The 15,852-nt window shown below is 72.6% G+C and carries 12 protein-coding genes; 6 read left to right on the forward strand and 6 right to left on the reverse strand.

Annotation, left to right across the window (positions count from 1 at the left end; all coding sequences use genetic code 11):
* Positions 1-63: 63 nt before the first annotated feature.
* Complete coding sequence (locus tag GRC12_RS30250) at positions 64-1,101, reverse strand: DUF2637 domain-containing protein (RefSeq protein ID WP_208782727.1); 1,038 nt, start codon at positions 1,099-1,101, stop codon at positions 64-66.
* A 304-nt stretch (positions 1,102-1,405) separates the two neighbouring features.
* Positions 1,406-2,254: a (2Fe-2S)-binding protein gene (locus tag GRC12_RS30255; protein ID WP_208782728.1), complete on the reverse strand. Its 849-nt coding sequence runs from the start codon at positions 2,252-2,254 to the stop codon at positions 1,406-1,408.
* Between the two features lie 156 nt (positions 2,255-2,410).
* On the opposite strand from GRC12_RS30255, the gene GRC12_RS30260 reads away from it, so the two are divergent.
* Positions 2,411-3,214 (forward strand): GntR family transcriptional regulator, encoded by an 804-nt coding sequence (locus tag GRC12_RS30260; RefSeq protein ID WP_208782729.1) that lies wholly within the window; start codon positions 2,411-2,413, stop codon positions 3,212-3,214.
* A gap of 58 nt (positions 3,215-3,272) precedes the next feature.
* Here the strand turns inward: GRC12_RS30260 and GRC12_RS30265 are convergent, their stop codons facing one another.
* The 3 genes from GRC12_RS30265 to GRC12_RS30275 form a co-directional block, all read right to left on the reverse strand.
* The gene (locus tag GRC12_RS30265) at positions 3,273-3,773 is read right to left on the reverse strand and encodes a DUF2231 domain-containing protein (RefSeq protein WP_208782730.1); all 501 of its coding nucleotides are present in this window, start codon (positions 3,771-3,773) and stop codon (positions 3,273-3,275) included.
* 91 nt (positions 3,774-3,864) lie between these two features.
* Positions 3,865-4,638 carry a hypothetical protein gene (locus GRC12_RS30270; RefSeq protein WP_208782731.1) on the reverse strand — a complete coding sequence of 258 codons (774 nt, stop codon included), beginning with the start codon at positions 4,636-4,638 and terminating at the stop codon, positions 3,865-3,867.
* A gap of 152 nt (positions 4,639-4,790) precedes the next feature.
* The gene (locus GRC12_RS30275) at positions 4,791-6,491 is read right to left on the reverse strand and encodes a PucR family transcriptional regulator (protein WP_208782732.1); all 1,701 of its coding nucleotides are present in this window, start codon (positions 6,489-6,491) and stop codon (positions 4,791-4,793) included.
* Positions 6,492-6,832: 341 nt separating this feature from the next.
* On the opposite strand from GRC12_RS30275, the gene GRC12_RS30280 reads away from it, so the two are divergent.
* From GRC12_RS30280 to GRC12_RS30300, 5 genes are all read left to right on the forward strand, one after another.
* A complete protein-coding gene (locus GRC12_RS30280) occupies positions 6,833-7,723 on the forward strand; it encodes an FAD binding domain-containing protein (RefSeq protein WP_208782733.1) in 891 nt (296 codons plus the stop codon).
* Entirely contained in the window at positions 7,723-8,292 is a 570-nt protein-coding gene (locus GRC12_RS30285; protein WP_208782734.1) for a (2Fe-2S)-binding protein, read from the forward strand. The genes GRC12_RS30280 and GRC12_RS30285 overlap by 1 nt, the downstream gene beginning before the upstream one ends.
* A gap of 2 nt (positions 8,293-8,294) precedes the next feature.
* Entirely contained in the window at positions 8,295-10,679 is a 2,385-nt protein-coding gene (locus GRC12_RS30290) for a xanthine dehydrogenase family protein molybdopterin-binding subunit (protein WP_208782735.1), read from the forward strand.
* Between the two features lie 177 nt (positions 10,680-10,856).
* Positions 10,857-12,314: an NCS2 family permease gene (locus tag GRC12_RS30295; protein WP_208782736.1), complete on the forward strand. Its 1,458-nt coding sequence runs from the start codon at positions 10,857-10,859 to the stop codon at positions 12,312-12,314.
* Positions 12,315-12,362: 48 nt separating this feature from the next.
* Positions 12,363-13,514 (forward strand): XdhC family protein, encoded by a 1,152-nt coding sequence (locus tag GRC12_RS30300; RefSeq protein ID WP_208782737.1) that lies wholly within the window; start codon positions 12,363-12,365, stop codon positions 13,512-13,514.
* A 12-nt stretch (positions 13,515-13,526) separates the two neighbouring features.
* Here the strand turns inward: GRC12_RS30300 and GRC12_RS30305 are convergent, their stop codons facing one another.
* Positions 13,527-15,848 carry a protein kinase domain-containing protein gene (locus GRC12_RS30305; RefSeq protein WP_208782738.1) on the reverse strand — a complete coding sequence of 774 codons (2,322 nt, stop codon included), beginning with the start codon at positions 15,846-15,848 and terminating at the stop codon, positions 13,527-13,529.
* Positions 15,849-15,852 lie beyond the last annotated feature (4 nt).

Genomic DNA, 15,852 nt, shown 5'->3' on the forward strand with positions numbered 1-15,852 from the left:
GGCCACGCCCCCTTCCCTGTACTTCCCTGCACCGGCCCTATACCGGCTCCTGCGCCGGCCGGCTCAGCCGAACTGCTGCTCGAGGTCCTTGAGCTTGCGCTCCAGGGAGTCGAGGCGCGGGAGGGCCATTGTGTCGTCCTCCGCGGTGAGATCGACCGTGATCTGGTCGGAACCGCCCTTGCGGACCGGCTGCAGCGAGGGACGCTGGCGGACGGGCAGCGGCTCCGGGGCCGATATGGCAGGCTCCGCGGAGGTCTGGCTGCCTGCCCGCTCCAGGGCCTGCGGCTCCGGTCGGCCGCCGCGGCCGATGATCCCGCGGTGGCCCCGGCTGATCGCCTTGAGCTGGGCGCGCTCCAGCCGGTCCGCCTCACGGCGGCGCAGCCGGTTGGCCTCCTCCTGCCGCTTGTCCTCACGGACCTCCTCGACCGCCTCGTCCAGGCTGCGCACGTTCTCCAGCAGCATCAGCGACCAGGCCTTGTAGGTCTCGCGGGGAGCCCGCAGCCAGCGCACCATACGGATCTGCGGCAGCGGACGCGGCACCAGACCCTGCTCCCGCAGGGCGGCCCGGCGGGTCTGCTTCAGCGCGCGGTCGAACAGCACCGCCGCCGAGAGCGACATGCCGGCGAAGAACTGCGGCGCGCCCGCGTGGTCGACCCCTCGGGGCGCGTGCACCCAGTTGAACCAGGCAGAGGCGCCCGCGAACGTCCACACCAGTATCCGGGAGCCGAGAGCGGCGTCACCGTGGGAGGCCTCGCGCACCGCGAGCACGGAGCAGAACATGGCCGCGCCGTCCAGGCCGAACGGCACCAGGTACTCCCAGCCTTCCGAGAGGCCGAGGTTCTGCTGGCCGAAGCCCACCAGTCCGTGGAAGGAGAGCGCGGCGGCGACCGCCGCACAGCAGAACAGGAGCACATAGGAGGCGGTGCCGTATATGGCCTCCTTGCGCCTGCGGCGCTCCTCGCTGCGCTCCCACGAGTCGTCCTTCGCGTGCTCCCCGCCGGACCGCTTGCTGCGCGCGAGCACCGCCACCGCCGCCAGCATGCCCAGGAGCAGTACGGCGCCCGGAAGCAGCCAGTTCAGCGATATGTCGGTCAGTCTCATCTAGGGGTCCCTTGCATTGGGATAGGGCGTAACGCCCGCCATAGTGGCCCAATCCCACGGGCCCTCAGGGGGTTTCGGGGCAAGAGGCCGCCAAGGAATTGCAAGGGGGGTGCCAGGGCAGCTTTCTGCTCGAACTGCCGCTTGAGGGGCGGGAGTTGAGTTCGAATAAGACTACCCGTACGGGTGGTTCCTCGGAAAGTTCCTGCGACAAGTGAGAAAGTTGTGAATCACCTGTAACCGAGCGGGCGGTCCCTTCGCGGGCGATCTTACGACACCCCTCCGCGGCGGTGTGCCTGAGAGGGGCTCAACTGGCGGCGGCGGCCAGCAGCTTGGTCACACGGTCGGCGTCGCGGGTGCGCGGGCAGGTCGCGCAGGTGTCCTCGGGGCGCACCGTGTAGAACATGCAGCAGCTCACCCGGTCCCGGGTGGGCAGCGACTCGCCGTCCGGTCCGGTCAGTTCACGGAAGGCCGCCGAGCCGACGTACGGCCGGGTCGCGCCGGGCAGCAGCGCCTCCAACTCCCGCCTGGCCCGATCCTGTTCACCGAGCAGATGGGCGATGTACCAGAGACCTTCCACCAGTTCGTCGGTCGCCGTGCCCCACAGGGCGCGTCCGCGCCGCCGCATCCGCGGCCCGAAGGCGGCCAGCACGGGCTCGAGGTGCTCGGCCACCGCGGCCCGCACCTCCGCCCGCAGCGCCTCCTCGTCGGCGACGACCCGGGCGCCGGGCAGCACGGCCGCCGGATCGCCGGGCAGACAGGCGAAGCCGGCCGGGCGCACGGCCAGCCGGCCCAGGGAGAGACCGGGGGCCGTGCGGTCGTAGGCGACCTCGTCCACCGGGAGGCGGGGGACCCGGCGGTGCAGGAACCACGGCACCGTGATCAGGAGGCAGGCGGGCCAGGCGTACCGGTGCAGGCCGAAGCTCGCGACGACGTCCGGGCGCGCCCGCTGTCCGTGGTCGCGCAGCACCTGTGCGTCGTCCTCGGCGAGAAACGCGTCGAGACGGGCGCCGCCCTCCACCAGTGAGGCGGTGGTCACCCAGCCGCCGCCCTCGGGCACCGGCTCCCCGGCGGAGAGCTCCCTCACGTCCAGTCCCGGGAACGCCTTGGTCAGACGGGTGTAGGCGTCATGGAAGGCCGAGCGGGCAGAGGGCATACGGAGACCGCCGATCCGGGTCGAGCGAAAGGTTAGGCTTACCTTACCCGGAGTCGATCGGATTTGAACTGACGGCTTGTGCGCCTATGGTGCTTGACGGACGAGTAACAACCCGTCGTAATGGCCCCAAGTACCGACACGTCCCGAGGAGGACCCGTGAGGCAGCACGCGCAGGGCTCCACGGGGACGGGAACACCGCAGATCCGTACGGCCGCCGCCGCGCCCCGCGTGCCGCAGCAGCCCGTGGCGGCGGACGTGGACCGGGAGCGGGGCGTCGCCCCCGACGGCACACGCGGCGAGCACACCCACAGCGAGCAGCCGATCCCGCGCCCCCGGCTGGTCCAGCGGGCCTCCGTGCGCGGACAGATCCTCGACGCGCTGCGCACCGCGCTGGTCACCGGCGAGCTGACGCCGGGGGAGGTGTACTCGGCGCCGGCGCTGGGCGAGCGCTTCGGGGTCTCCGCCACACCGGTGCGCGAGGCCATGCAGCAGCTGGCCCTGGAGGGAGCCGTCGAGGTCGTCCCCAACCGGGGCTTCCGGGTCGTCGAACGCGGCACCCGGGAACTCGCCGAACTGGCCGAGATCCGCGCGCTGATCGAGGTTCCGGTGATGCTCCGGCTGGCCCGTACGGTCCCCGTGGAACGCTGGGCGGACCTGCGGCCCCTCGCCGAGGCGACGGTCCGGGCCGCGTCCCTGGGCTGCCGGGCCACCTACGCCGAGTCCGACCGCGCCTTCCACCGGGCGGTGCTGTCCCTCTGCGGCAACGCACAGCTGGTCCAGATCGCCGACGACCTGCACCGCCGGGCCCAGTGGCCGCTGGTGGGCGGACGGGCCCCGGCCGGGAACGCCGACCTGATCGCGGACGCGGCCGACCACACCGTGCTGCTGGACGCGCTGATCGCGCGGGACGTCGACGTCGTACGAGGACTGGTGGGCCGGCACTTCGCGGGCCTGGTGTGAAGGGTCCGTGCGAGGGCCCCGCCGACAGGGCCCTCGCACGGACCCCCCGTGGGGCGGATCAGTTCCCGTCGCCCGAGCCCGTCGCGGTCTTCGAGTAGCCGCCGGTCCAGGCCGCCTTCGCGCCCGAGTCCCCGATGCGGTAGACGTCGACGACCGCACCCGCGGCCACGACGACGCTCAGCACGCCGGCCGCGACGCGGATCACGGACGCGGACCGGGTGCCGGCCCGCTCGGCGGACGTCCGGCGGGACGTCCACCACACGGCCGCCGCCAGCACGAACAGGCCCAGCGCCCAGGGCAGCAGCCCGTCACCGAGTTCGGCGTGCCGGCGTATCAGCGCGCTGCTGGTCACATGCCGCTCCAGCCACTCGCCGGCCTGCGTGGTCAGCGGCACGCTCACCAGCGTCGCCAGGGCCAGCACCGGCAGGACCACGCCCATCCGGCGCGCGGCCCTCGGCCACACGGCACAGACCACCAGGGCCAGCGCGGTCAGCGGCACGAGTACGACGACGAAATGGACCAACAGGACATGCGCGGGCAGACCGTTGACGAGGCTCATCGGGTTTTCCTCTGAAGAGGGGGATGGGGGCCGCAGCCTGCCACAGCAACCTCTCAGATTCCTCTGAGCAACTGAACAGCCCCCGGGCGTCTCAGGCCGTCGCCGCCGGCGGCGTCAACTGCCGCTCCAGCCAGGTCGGCACCCCGCCCAGCAGCCGGAACAGCCGCCGCGCCTCCTCGCGCAGCCGGGAGGCCTCCGGTTCCGCCTCCGCGTCGGCCAGCGACGCCAGCGCCGGGGCCGTACCGACCAGGTAGCCCAACTCCTCGCGGATCCGCAGGGATTCCGCGAACCCGTGCCGTGCCTCGGCGATCTCGCCGTCCCGCAGGGCGAGACCGGCGAGATGGCGCCAGGTGAAGGAGAGCAGCAGGGGGTCCAAATGGGCGGTGGCGGCCGCGTGGGCGCGGCGGTAGGCGGCCCGCGCCGCCTGGGGGGAGCGGGTGAGGTTCTCGGCGAGCAGCCCCCGCCGGAAGTCCAGCAGCGCCCGCCCCGCGGCCCCCGGAGGGATCAGCGCCGCCGCCCGCCCCAGCGCGGCCCGCGCCTCGTCGGCCCGGTCGCGCACGGAGTGCAGGGTCGCCGCGTACGCCAAGTACCCGCGTTCACAAGCGGCCGCGCCGCGCTCGTCGTCGGTGTGGGCCAGCGCCTCCGCCGTCCGCAGCGCGTCCTCGGCCTCGTCCCACCCCTGCTCCGTGTACAGGCACTTCTCCACGAGCAGCGCGGCCCGCTGCAGCGCCGAGGCGGCGGTGACCGGGTCCAGCAGCGCCGCCGCGTCGGTCCAGCAGGCCCGCGAGCGCAGCCGCCATACCGCGGTCTGGACGGGATCGTCCCCTGCGGAAGTTCCGGTACCAGACATGGCGGTATGCGCCACGTTGCCCTCCCCGAGCACGCCATCGAGCTTTGAGTGGTGGCCGCATCTCAGCACGGATTCCGTGGCGGGGCCAAGGGGGCGGGTGAAGGATTTCACAAAGTCGTGGGACTCGGGCGGCACTTGGTGCCACTCCGGCCCGTCGGCCGACGGGCTCAGCTCATCCGCAACGCCAGGAAGAAATCGAGTTTGTCCTCCAGCCGGGACAGGTCCCGGCCCGTCAACTGCTCGATTCGGCCCACGCGGTAGCGCAGCGTGTTGACGTGCAGGTGCAGCCGGGTCGCGCAGCGCGTCCAGGAACCGTCGCAGTCCAGGAAGGCCTCCAGGGTCGGGATCAGCTCGGCGCGGTGGCGGCGGTCGTAGTCGCGCAGCGGGTCCAGCAGCCGCGCGGTGAAGGCGCGGCGGACGTCGTCCGGGACGAAGGGGAGCAGCAGGACGTGGGAGGCGAGTTCCTGGTGGCCGGCGGCGCAGACGCGGCCCGGACGGGCGGCCGCCACCCGGCGGGCGTGCCGGGCCTCCTCCAGGGCGCCGCGCAGTCCCTCCGCCGAGTGCACGGCCGCGCTGACACCGAGGGTGACCTGGCCGTCGTCGTCGAGACCGGCCGACAGCGGGTCGCGCACGGACTCCAGCAGCGCCTCGGCGAGGATCCCCGACTCCGAGCCGTCGTGCTCGGCGGAGACCGCCGGGAGCGGGACGAGGGCGACGGCCTCGTCCCCGCTGTGCGCGACGGCGATCCGGTCCGAGGGCTCGGGCCCGGTGGCCAGCGGGTCGACGAGGATCTCCTCGAGCAGCGACTGCGCGACCGGACCCGCCTCGATGTCCGCGCCCGCCCAGTCGACGCGGGCCACGACCACCTGCCAGTGCGGGGCGGCCCCGAGACCGGGCAGCAGCACCGGAGCGGCCACCCGCAGACGGGCGGCGATCTCCGCCGGCGCGGCCCCCGTCTGCACCAGCTCCAACACCTCCTGGGCGAGCCGGCGCCGTACCGTGCGCGCCGCGTCCCGGCGGTCCCGCTCGACCGAGATCAGCTGGGTGACGCCCTGCAGCAGGTCCAGCCGCTCGGCGGGCCAGTCGCCCGCGTCCGCCTCGACGGCCAGCAGCCAGTCCGACAGCACCGACTCCCGCACGTCCCGAGAGGCCTGCGGCGGGCGCCCCGGGCCGGCGACGGCCGGGCGGTGGCCCGAAGCGCGGATCGGGAAGAGGCTGTACGTCGCCGGGCCCAGCGTCACCCGGTGCGGCCCCCGGCGTCCGGTGCGGGCGGCGGCGAGATGCTCGGCGGCGAGCTTGGCGCACAGGTCGGCGGGCAGCCCGGGCCCCGCGACCTTCGGACCGGCGATCAGCCGTCCGGTGGGGGAGAGCACCCAGGCCCTGAGGTCCAGGTCGGAGCCGAGCAGGTCCAGCACCACGTCCGGGCCGCCGCCCGCCGGGCCCGAGGTCATCATCCGCCGGTGCCGGTCCACCACGGCCGCCAGATCGCCCGCGCGCTCGCCGGAGACCTGCCGGACGACATGCTCGGTGATCGTCGCGAACGCCACCGACTCGTGCACCGCGAACAACGGCAGCCGGTGCCGGGCGCAGGCCACCACCAGGTCCTCGGGGACCTCCCCGAGCTCCGCCTCGCCGGCCGCCAGCGCGGCCACCCCGGCCTGCACCAGGATCCGTACGAACGGCTCCGAGTCGTCCCCGTCCCGGCGCCAGGCCAGACCGGTGAGGACCAGCTCACCGCCCGAGAGGTAGCGGCTGGGATCGCGCAGGTCGGTGGTCATCACGCCGCGGACGGTCCGGTCCAGCTCGTCCTCGCCGCCGAGTAGCCTGAGGCCCAGCGCGTCGGTGTCCAGCAGTGCGCGCAGCCGCATTCTCGTCGCCGCCGTTCTTTGTCTCGAAATCTACGATGAACCGTGAGGGTGGTCGGGGAGAGGGACCCGCCGGACGGTGCGGGAGCCGCACGCTTCGACTGCCTGGCCGTTTCCTGCGTTTCTACAGGAAAACAGGGAGGTGACCGATGACCTCCGTTCATACGAATCTACAAGATGCCCGCCCTGGCCAGCCAACTCCTTCATGGTTTCCGTGACTGACCCGGCTGGAGCACGGCGCTGTGTACTGACTCCACTCCGCGTGAACAGCACATGAACGAGCCGAGCCCGCCGCACCGGATCTGGCTCGATCCGTACCCCCGAGACGAAGAAGAGAGCCGGTCATGGACTTCCTTCGCCCCGCCAGCTGGGAGGAGGCGCTCGCCGCGAAGGCCGAGCACCCCACCGCTGTGCCCATTGCGGGCGGCACCGACGTGATGGTCGAGATCAACTTCGACCACCGGCGGCCCGAGTACCTGCTCGACCTCAACCGCGTTGGCGACCTCTACGAGTGGGAGGTCGGCGAGGACAGCGTGCGGCTCGGCGCCTCGGTCCCCTACACCACGATCATGGAGCGGCTGCGCGCCGAACTGCCGGGCCTCGCCCTCGCCTCGCACACGGTCGCCTCCCCGCAGATCCGCAACCGCGGCGGCGTCGGCGGCAACCTCGGCACCGCCTCCCCGGCCGGCGACGCCCACCCCGCGCTGCTCGCGGCGGGCGCCGAGGTCGAGGTGGAGTCGGTGCGCGGCAGCCGCCGTATCCCGATCGACGCGTTCTACACGGGCGTCAAGCGCAACGCGCTCGCCGCCGACGAGCTCATCAAGTACGTGCACATCGACAAGGCCGACGGCCCCCAGCAGTTCTCCAAGGTCGGTACCCGCAACGCCATGGTCATCGCCGTGTGCGCCTTCGGGCTCGCGCTGCACCCGTCGACGCGCACCGTCCGCACCGGCATCGGATCGGCCGCCCCGACACCCGTCAGGGCGAAGGCCGCGGAGGAATTCCTGAACGCGGCCCTCGAGGAGGGCGGCTTCTGGGACAACGGAAAGATCATCACCCCGTCGGTCGCCAAGCAGTTCGCCGAGCTGTGCTCCGGCGCCTGCAACCCGATCGACGACGTCCGGGGCACGGCGAGCTACCGCCGGCATGCGGTGGGCGTCATGGCCCGCCGCACGCTGACCTGGGCCTGGGAGTCCTACCGCGGCACCGCCGCCCGCTCGGAGGGAGCCGCCTGATGCGCGTCAACTTCACTGTCAACGGACGTCCGCAGGAGGCCGACGACGTGTGGGAGGGCGAGTCCCTGCTGTACGTGCTGCGGGAGCGGCTGGGCCTGCCGGGCTCCAAGAACGCCTGCGAGCAGGGCGAGTGCGGGTCCTGCACGGTGCGCCTCGACGGCGTGCCGGTGTGTTCGTGCCTGGTGGCGGCCGGACAGGTCGAGGGCCGTGACGTGGTGACCGTCGAGGGACTCGCGGAACACGCCAGGCAGCGCTCCTGCGGCGACGCGCACGGCACGGCCCTCGACGAGGCCAGGGGACGGCAGGCGCAGGGCACCGACTCCCAGACCGGCGAGGGCACCGAACTGGCCCCGATCCAGCAGGCGTTCATCGACGCCGGCGCCGTCCAGTGCGGCTTCTGCACGCCCGGTCTGCTGGTCGCCGCCGACGAGATGCTGGAGCGCAACCCCGACCCGACCGACGCGGACATCCGCGAGGCGCTGTCGGGCAACCTGTGCCGCTGCACGGGCTACGAGAAGATCATGGACGCGGTCCGTCTGGCGGCCGCCCGGCAGCAAGAGGCGGTCTGACGATGCCGACCAACGGAGCTCCCACCAAGATCACTCAGGGATCCCGGACCAAGGGCGGCATCGGCGAGTCCACGCTCCGCCCGGACGGCACCCTCAAGGTCACCGGCGAGTTCGCGTACTCGTCCGACATGTGGCACGAGGACATGCTCTGGGGCCAGATCCTCCGCTCGACCGTGGCTCACGCGGAGATCGTCTCGATCGACACGAGCGAGGCGCTGAGGACCCCCGGCGTGTACGCCGTCATGACCTACGACGACCTTCCGACAGACGTGAGGAACTACGGCCTGGAGATCCAGGACACCCCGGTCCTCGCGCACGGCAAGGTCCGCCACCACGGTGAACCGGTCGCCATCGTCGCCGCCGACCACCCGGAGACCGCCCGCCGGGCCGCCGCCAAGATCAGGGTCGAGTACCGCGAACTGCCCGTCATCACCGACGAGGCCTCCGCGACCGCGCCCGACGCGATCCTGGTCCACGAGGACCGCACCGACCACCACATCGGCCACGTCCCGCACCCCAACATCGTCCACCGCCAGCCGATCATCCGCGGCGACGCCTCCGAGGCCGCGAAAAGGGCCGATGTCGTCGTCAGGGGTGAGTACTACTTCGGCATGCAGGACCAGGCCTTCCTCGGCCCCGAGTCCGGTCTCGCGGTGCCCGAGGAGGACGGCGGCGTCCATCTCTACATCGCCACCCAGTGGCTGCACAGCGACCTGCGCCAGATCGCGCCCGTCCTCGGACTGCCCGAGGAGAAGGTGCGGATGACGCTGGCCGGCGTCGGCGGCGCGTTCGGCGGCCGCGAGGACCTGTCGATGCAGATCCACGCCTGTCTGCTCGCCCTGCGCACGGGCAAACCCGTCAAGATCGTCTACAACCGCTTCGAGTCCTTCTTCGGCCACGTCCACCGCCACCCGGCCCGCCTCTTCTACGAGCACGGGGCCACTCGCGACGGCAAGTTGACGCACGTCAAGTGCCGGATCGTCCTGGACGGCGGCGCGTACGCCTCCGCGTCCCCCGCGGTCGTCGGCAACGCCTCCTCGCTCGGCATCGGCCCGTACAAGGTGGACGACGTCGAGATCGAGGCCATCGCCCTCTACACCAACAACCCGCCCTGCGGGGCCATGCGGGGCTTCGGCGCGGTCCAGGCGTGCTTCGCCTACGAGGCGCAGATGGACAAGGTGGCGAGGGAACTCGGCATGGACCCGGTGGAGTTCCGGCAGCTCAACGCCATGGAGCAGGGCACGCTCATGCCGACGGGCCAGCCCGTCGACTCACCCGCCCCGGTCGCCGAACTCCTGCGCCGCGTCAAGGCGATGCCGCTGCCCCCCGAGCGCCAGTGGGAGTCCAGCGAGGGCGCGGACGTACGGCAGCTGCCGGGCGGCCTGTCCAACACCACGCACGGCGAGGGGGTCGTACGCGGCATCGGGTACGCGGTCGGCATCAAGAACGTCGGCTTCTCCGAGGGCTTCGACGACTACTCCACCGCCAAGGTGCGCATGGAGGTCGTGGGCGGCGAGCCCGTCGCCACCGTGCACACCGCGATGGCGGAGGTCGGCCAGGGCGGCGTCACCGTCCACGCGCAGATCGCCCGCACCGAGCTGGGCGTCGCGCAGGTGACGATCCACCCGGCGGACACCCAGGTGGGCAGCGCCGGTTCGACCTCGGCCTCCCGGCAGACCTACGTCACCGGCGGCGCGGTCCGCAACTCCTGCGAGCTGGTCCGGGAGAAGGTCCTGGACATCGGCCGCCGCAAGTTCGGTACGTACCACCCGGCCTGGGCGACGGCGGAGCTGCTGCTGGAGGGCGGCAAGGTCGTCACCGACGGCGGCGAGGTCCTCGCCGATCTGGTGGACGTCCTCGAGGACGAGGCCGTCGAGGTCGAGGCCGAGTGGCGGCACCGCCCCACCGTCCCCTTCGACCTGCGCACCGGCCAGGGCAACGGTCACGTCCAGTACTCCTTCGCCGCCCACCGGGCCGTCGTGGAGGTCGACACCGAGCTCGGCCTGGTCAAGGTGATCGAGCTGGCCTGCGCCCAGGACGTCGGCAAGGCGCTCAACCCCCTCTCCGTGGTCGGCCAGATCCAGGGCGGCACGCTCCAGGGCATGGGCATCGCGGTGATGGAGGAGATCATGGTCGATCCCAGGACCGCGAAGGTCAGGAACCCCTCCTTCACGGACTACCTGCTGCCGACCATCCTCGACACGCCGATCATGCCGGTCGACGTCCTCGAACTCGCCGACGACCACGCCCCCTACGGGCTGCGGGGCGTCGGCGAGGCACCCACCCTGTCCTCGACCCCGGCCGTCCTCGCGGCGATCCGCGCCGCGACCGGCCTGGAGCTGAACAGGACGCCGGTACGGCCCGAACACCTCACGGGCCAGGCGTAGTCATCACGTCCCTCCGGGCGGCACGGGGAGCGTCACACGTCGTGTGCCGCCCGGAGCAGCAAGTTCGTTCGTCTCGGGCCGTCCCCCGGGTCGTGCGGCCGAAGCACCATCCCAAATCCCGTGAACCGCAGGGTCGGTTCACCCGGGTGCCCCTTTGAACCTTGGGAGTAGGCCCACATGACCCAGCAGTCCCTTCAGCCGCAGACCGTCCCCGAGGAGGCGGGCGCGGGAACCCGCGTCCCCGCCGGACGGTCGTGGCTCGACCGGTACTTCCACATATCCCGGCGGGGATCCAGCGTCGCCCGTGAGGTCCGCGGTGGCGTCACCACCTTCATGGCGATGGCGTACATCCTGCTGCTCAACCCCCTGATCCTGTCCGGCAAGGACGCGGCCGGGGACACCCTCGGCCAGAAGGCCCTGATCACGGCGACCGCGTTCGCCGCGGCCTGCACCACGCTGCTGATGGGCTTCGTCGGCAGGGTCCCGCTCGCGCTCGCCGCCGGCCTGTCCGTCTCCGGCGTGCTGTCCTCGCAGGTCGCCCCGCAGATGACCTGGCCGCAGGCGATGGGCATGTGCGTGATGTACGGCGTCGTCATCATGCTGCTGGTCGTGACCGGACTGCGCGAGATGATCATGAACGCGATCCCGCTCGCGCTCAAGCACGGCATCACCATGGGCATCGGCCTGTTCATCGCCCTCATCGGCTTCTACAAGTCGGGCTTCGTGCACCAGGGCAGGGCCACCCCGGTCACCCTCGGCCCTGCGGGCGAACTCGCGGGCTGGCCGGTGCTGTTGTTCGCCGGCACCCTGCTGCTGATCTTCATGCTGCAGTCCCGCGACATCCCCGGCGCCATCCTCGTCGGCATCGTCAGCGGCACGATCGTCGCCGCTGTCCTCAACGCCGCCGGTGTGATCGACCCCCGGCAGTGGGCGAACGGCGCCCCCGAGCTGCACGGCAGCGCGGTCTCCATGCCCGACTTCTCGCTCTTCGGGCACGTCGAGTTCGGCGGCTGGGGCAAGGTCGGCGCGATGACGGTCGGCATGATCGTCTTCACCCTCGTGCTGGCCGGGTTCTTCGACGCCATGGCCACCATCATCGGCGTCGGCACCGAGGCGGAACTGGCCGACGCCAAGGGCCGGATGCCGGGCCTGTCGAAGGCGCTGTTCATCGACGGCGCGGGCGGGGCGATCGGCGGTGTCGCGGGCGCCAGCGGGCAGACCGTGTTCATCGAGTCGGCCACCGGCGTCGGCGAGGGCGCCCGTACCGGACTCGCCTCGGTCGTCACCGGGCTGTTCTTCGCGGCATGTCTGTTCTTCACCCCGCTCACCGCGATCGTGCCGCAGGAGGTGGCGTCCGCCGCCCTGGTCGTCATCGGCTCGATGATGCTCATGAACGCCCGGCACGTGGAGTGGGGCGACCGCGCGACGGCGATCCCGGTCTTCCTCACCGTCGTCGTGATGCCGTTCACCTACAGCATCACCGCGGGTGTCTCCGCCGGTGTCATCTCCTACGTCGCGATCAAGGCCGCCCAGGGCAAGGCGCGCGAGATCGGCGCCTTCATGTGGGGCCTCGCGGTGATCTTCCTGGTCTACTTCGCCCTCCACCCCGTCGAGAGCTGGCTGGGCGTGCACTAGCCGCGCGCCGAACCGCCCTTTCCCCCAACCCCGTTAGGAGACCGACAGATGCTGGACATCGCCGAGGAGCTCAACCGGTGGGTCGAGCAGGGACGTGACGTCGCCGTGGCCACCGTGGTGGCCGTCGGCGGCAGCGCACCCCGCCTGCCGGGCGCCGCCCTCGCGGTGGACGCCGACGGCACGGCGATCGGGTCGGTCTCCGGCGGCTGCGTGGAGGGAGCCGTGTACGAGCTGTGCGAGCAGGCGCTGCGGGACGGCGAAACGGTCCTGGAGCGCTTCGGATACAGCGACGACGACGCCTTCGCCGTCGGCCTGACCTGCGGTGGCGTCATCGACATCCTGGTCACCCCGGTACGGGCCGACGACCCGGCCCGTCCGGTTGTGGCGTCCGCGCTGGCCGCCGCCGCCCGGGGGGAGGCGGCGGCGCTGGCACGGATCGTGTCCGGCCCGGCCGATCTGCTGGGCCGCGCACTCCTCGTCCGCTCCGACGGCTCCCACGAGGGCGGGTTCGGTGCCCATCCCGAGCTGGACCGGACCGTCGTCGCCGAGGCGTCGGCCTTCCTGGACGCCGGCCGCACCGGCACCCTGGAGATCGGGGAGCAGGGCTCTCGTTGCGGAGCACCGCTCACGGTCCTCGTCGAGTCCTCCGTCCCCCCGCCCCGGATGATCGTCTTCGGCGCGATCGACTTCGCGTCGGCGCTGGTCCGGATCGGCAAGTTCCTCGGCTACCACGTGACGGTGTGCGACGCCCGCCCGGTGTTCGCCACCCGCACCCGCTTCCCCGAGGCCGACGAGATCGTCGTCGAGTGGCCCCACGCCTACCTGGAGCGGACGCCCGTCGACGGCCGTACCGTCCTGTGCGTCCTCACCCACGACGCCAAGTTCGACGTACCGCTGCTCCGGCTGGCGCTGCGGCTGCCGGTGGCGTACGTCGGCGCCATGGGCTCGCGCCGCACCCATCTGGACCGCAACCGGCGGCTGCGCGAAGCGGGCGTGAGCGAGGTGGAGCTGGCGCGGCTGCGCTCGCCCATCGGGCTGGACCTCGGCGCCCGCACCCCCGAGGAGACGGCCCTGTCCATCGCCGCCGAGATCGTCGCCGACCGGCGCGGCGGCAGCGGCGTCTCCCTCACCGGCGCGCACACGCCGATCCACCACGACCCGGCGTCCCTGCCGGCGCGGCGGATCGGGTCGGTGGCCTGAGCGGCGGGGGCGTCAGTCCGTGGCCTTCGTCGGCTCGGGTGTCGGGGCCAGTGACGGGGCCACCGTGTCGGGGGCCGACGGGGTCGGGTTCCTGGACGGCAGCCGGGTGGGCCGGTCCGGCCGCACCGAGAAGGCCGTGTCGCCCGCGACGGCCACCAGGGCGTCCTTGACGAGGAGCACGTACGGGGTGGTCTCACCGGCCGACTCGCCGGGCTCGGCGAGCGCGGAGGTGCGCCAGCGCACCGCGCCCGTCGCGCTGTTCAGGGCCAGTACACGGCCGTACTCGTTGACGAGGTACAGGGTGGTGAACTTCGTGGACACCACCGGCGCCGACAGGTTCTCCACGTCCGTCGTCGCCTGCCACAGCCGCTTGCCGTCCGAGCCGCGCACGGCGGTGACCGTGCCGTCCGGCCGCACGAACCAGACGACGCCCTTGAGTAGGGTGGCGGTGCCGCGCGGGGTGCCCGGCAGCGCGGCGCGTGTGACGGCGCCGGTGCGCGGGTTCACCCGGAGCAGGGCGGAGTACGGCTGGTCGTCGCCGGCGGCGGCGAACTGATGGTCCGCCAGTTTCGGGAGCAGGAACAGCAGTTGGCCGTCCACGGTGCCCATCGGACGGGCGCCCGTGGGCAAGGTGGCGATCTCGGCGGCGGTGCCGTCGTCCGGGTCGAGCCGCAGCAGAGCCACGTTGTCCGTGCCGGGATCGTCCGCCGGGGTGCACACGCCGTAGGGGGCGCCGTCGAGGACGGTCGGCGTGCAGGCGCTTCCGCTCGACGACTTCGCCGGTGCCGTCCACAGCCGTCGGCCCGTCGCGTCGTAGGCGACGAACGTGGTCCTGTTCTCGTCCATCGCGAGGACGCCCCGGTCGAACAGGACGGCCGGCTCCTCGTCGGCGACGGGGCGGGCCCACAGCTCCGCCCCGGTCCTCGCGTCCAGGACGGTGAGCCGACGGGTGCGGTAGGTGCCGGTCGGGTCGGGCTTGCGGTAGGTGTAGACGCGTCCGTCGCGAACGCCGACCGGGCGCGAGGTCTCCGGGTCGGTGCCCCGGCGCCAGTCGACCCGGCCGGACGCGGCGTCGAGGCGGGTGACGGTGAAGCCGGTGCCGGCGCAGTACACGGTCGTCGAACCGCCCGCCACGCAGCCCGACTCGCTGAAGTCGATCGGGTCGCCCTGCTTGGCGGTGAGCAGGCTCGCCCGCCACGGCCTCCAGCCCGTGGGCAGACCCGCCACGGGAGCGCCGGCCGCGCTCGCCGAGCCGCCGCCGACGGCGGACGGATCACCGGCCGGTCCGCCGCTCGCCGCCATGTGGGCCGCCGTGAGACCGACCACGGCGACGGCCATCGCCGTGCCGATCCCGATGAGCACACGCCGTACCCGGCGGCCCCCTTCGGTCGCCGACGGGGTGACGGTCGTGCCGTCGCTCCGGTTCGGCCCGGTCGTGCGGCTGTGGCGGCCGTGCGGAGCGGCGGTGGTGTCCGCGCCGGGCGCGGAGCGGGGGGCCGGGACGCCCGCGAGGTCGGGGAAGGCCGGGGGCGCCTCGGTGGGCAGGTGCAGCAACAGGCTGTGCAGCTCCGCCAGTTGTGGGCGGGCCAGCGGGTCCTTGTCCAGGCAGCGGGCCGCGATGCCGCGCAGCGGCTCCGGGACGCCGTCCAGGTGCGGGGCCTCGTACATCACCTGATAGCCCGTCAGGTACGGGCTGCCGCCGTCGAAGGGGCGGTTGCCGGTGGCCGCGTACGCCAGCAGGGAACCGAGCGAGAACACGTCCGAGGCTGGGGTGACGTCCTTCGGCGAGGAGAACTGCTCCGGGGACATGAAGGGCGGGGTGCCGATGAGGCGGCCGGTGACGGTCAGGTCCTCGTTGTCGGCGGCGCGGGAGATGCCGAAGTCGATGACCCGGGGGCCGTCCTCGGCCATCAGGACGTTGCTCGGCTTGAGGTCGCGGTGCACGACACCGGCGCGGTGGATGTCCCGCAGCGCCTCCACGAGGCCCAGGGCCAGGGTGCGCAACTTCCGTCCGGTGAGGGGCCCTTCCTCGGCAACGATGTCGGAGAGTGTGCGGCCGGGCACGTAGAGCGTCGCCATCCACGGCTGTTCGGCCTCGGGGTCGGCGTCCACCACGGGCGCCGTGAACGCCCCGCTCACCCGCCGCGCCGCCGCGACCTCCTGCCGGAAGCGGGCGCGGAACTCCTCGTCCAGCGCGTACTGGGCGTGCACGACCTTGATCGCGACCTGCCGCCCGGAGGCGGACAGCCCCAGATGCACGACGCCCATCCCGCCACTGCCGAGCCGGTCGATCAGCGTGTAGCCACCTATGGACGCGGCCTCCCCGGAACCCACCGAC

Source organism: Streptomyces griseorubiginosus (assembly GCF_017614965.1).
GTDB lineage: Bacteria > Actinomycetota > Actinomycetes > Streptomycetales > Streptomycetaceae > Streptomyces > Streptomyces griseorubiginosus_B.

Bases quoted from the DNA above. Each gene is read 5' to 3' on its own strand.
- GRC12_RS30255 (WP_208782728.1), bottom strand. From the start codon at position 2,254: ATGCCCTCTGCCCGCTCGGCCTTCCATGACGCCTACACCCGTCTGACC.
- GRC12_RS30250 (WP_208782727.1), bottom strand. From the start codon at position 1,101: ATGAGACTGACCGACATATCGCTGAACTGGCTGCTTCCGGGCGCCGTA.
- GRC12_RS30300 (WP_208782737.1), top strand. From the start codon at position 12,363: ATGCTGGACATCGCCGAGGAGCTCAACCGGTGGGTCGAGCAGGGACGT.
- GRC12_RS30275 (WP_208782732.1), bottom strand. From the start codon at position 6,491: ATGCGGCTGCGCGCACTGCTGGACACCGACGCGCTGGGCCTCAGGCTA.
- GRC12_RS30290 (WP_208782735.1), top strand. From the start codon at position 8,295: ATGCCGACCAACGGAGCTCCCACCAAGATCACTCAGGGATCCCGGACC.
- GRC12_RS30285 (WP_208782734.1), top strand. From the start codon at position 7,723: ATGCGCGTCAACTTCACTGTCAACGGACGTCCGCAGGAGGCCGACGAC.
- GRC12_RS30295 (WP_208782736.1), top strand. From the start codon at position 10,857: ATGACCCAGCAGTCCCTTCAGCCGCAGACCGTCCCCGAGGAGGCGGGC.
- GRC12_RS30280 (WP_208782733.1), top strand. From the start codon at position 6,833: ATGGACTTCCTTCGCCCCGCCAGCTGGGAGGAGGCGCTCGCCGCGAAG.
- GRC12_RS30265 (WP_208782730.1), bottom strand. From the start codon at position 3,773: ATGAGCCTCGTCAACGGTCTGCCCGCGCATGTCCTGTTGGTCCATTTC.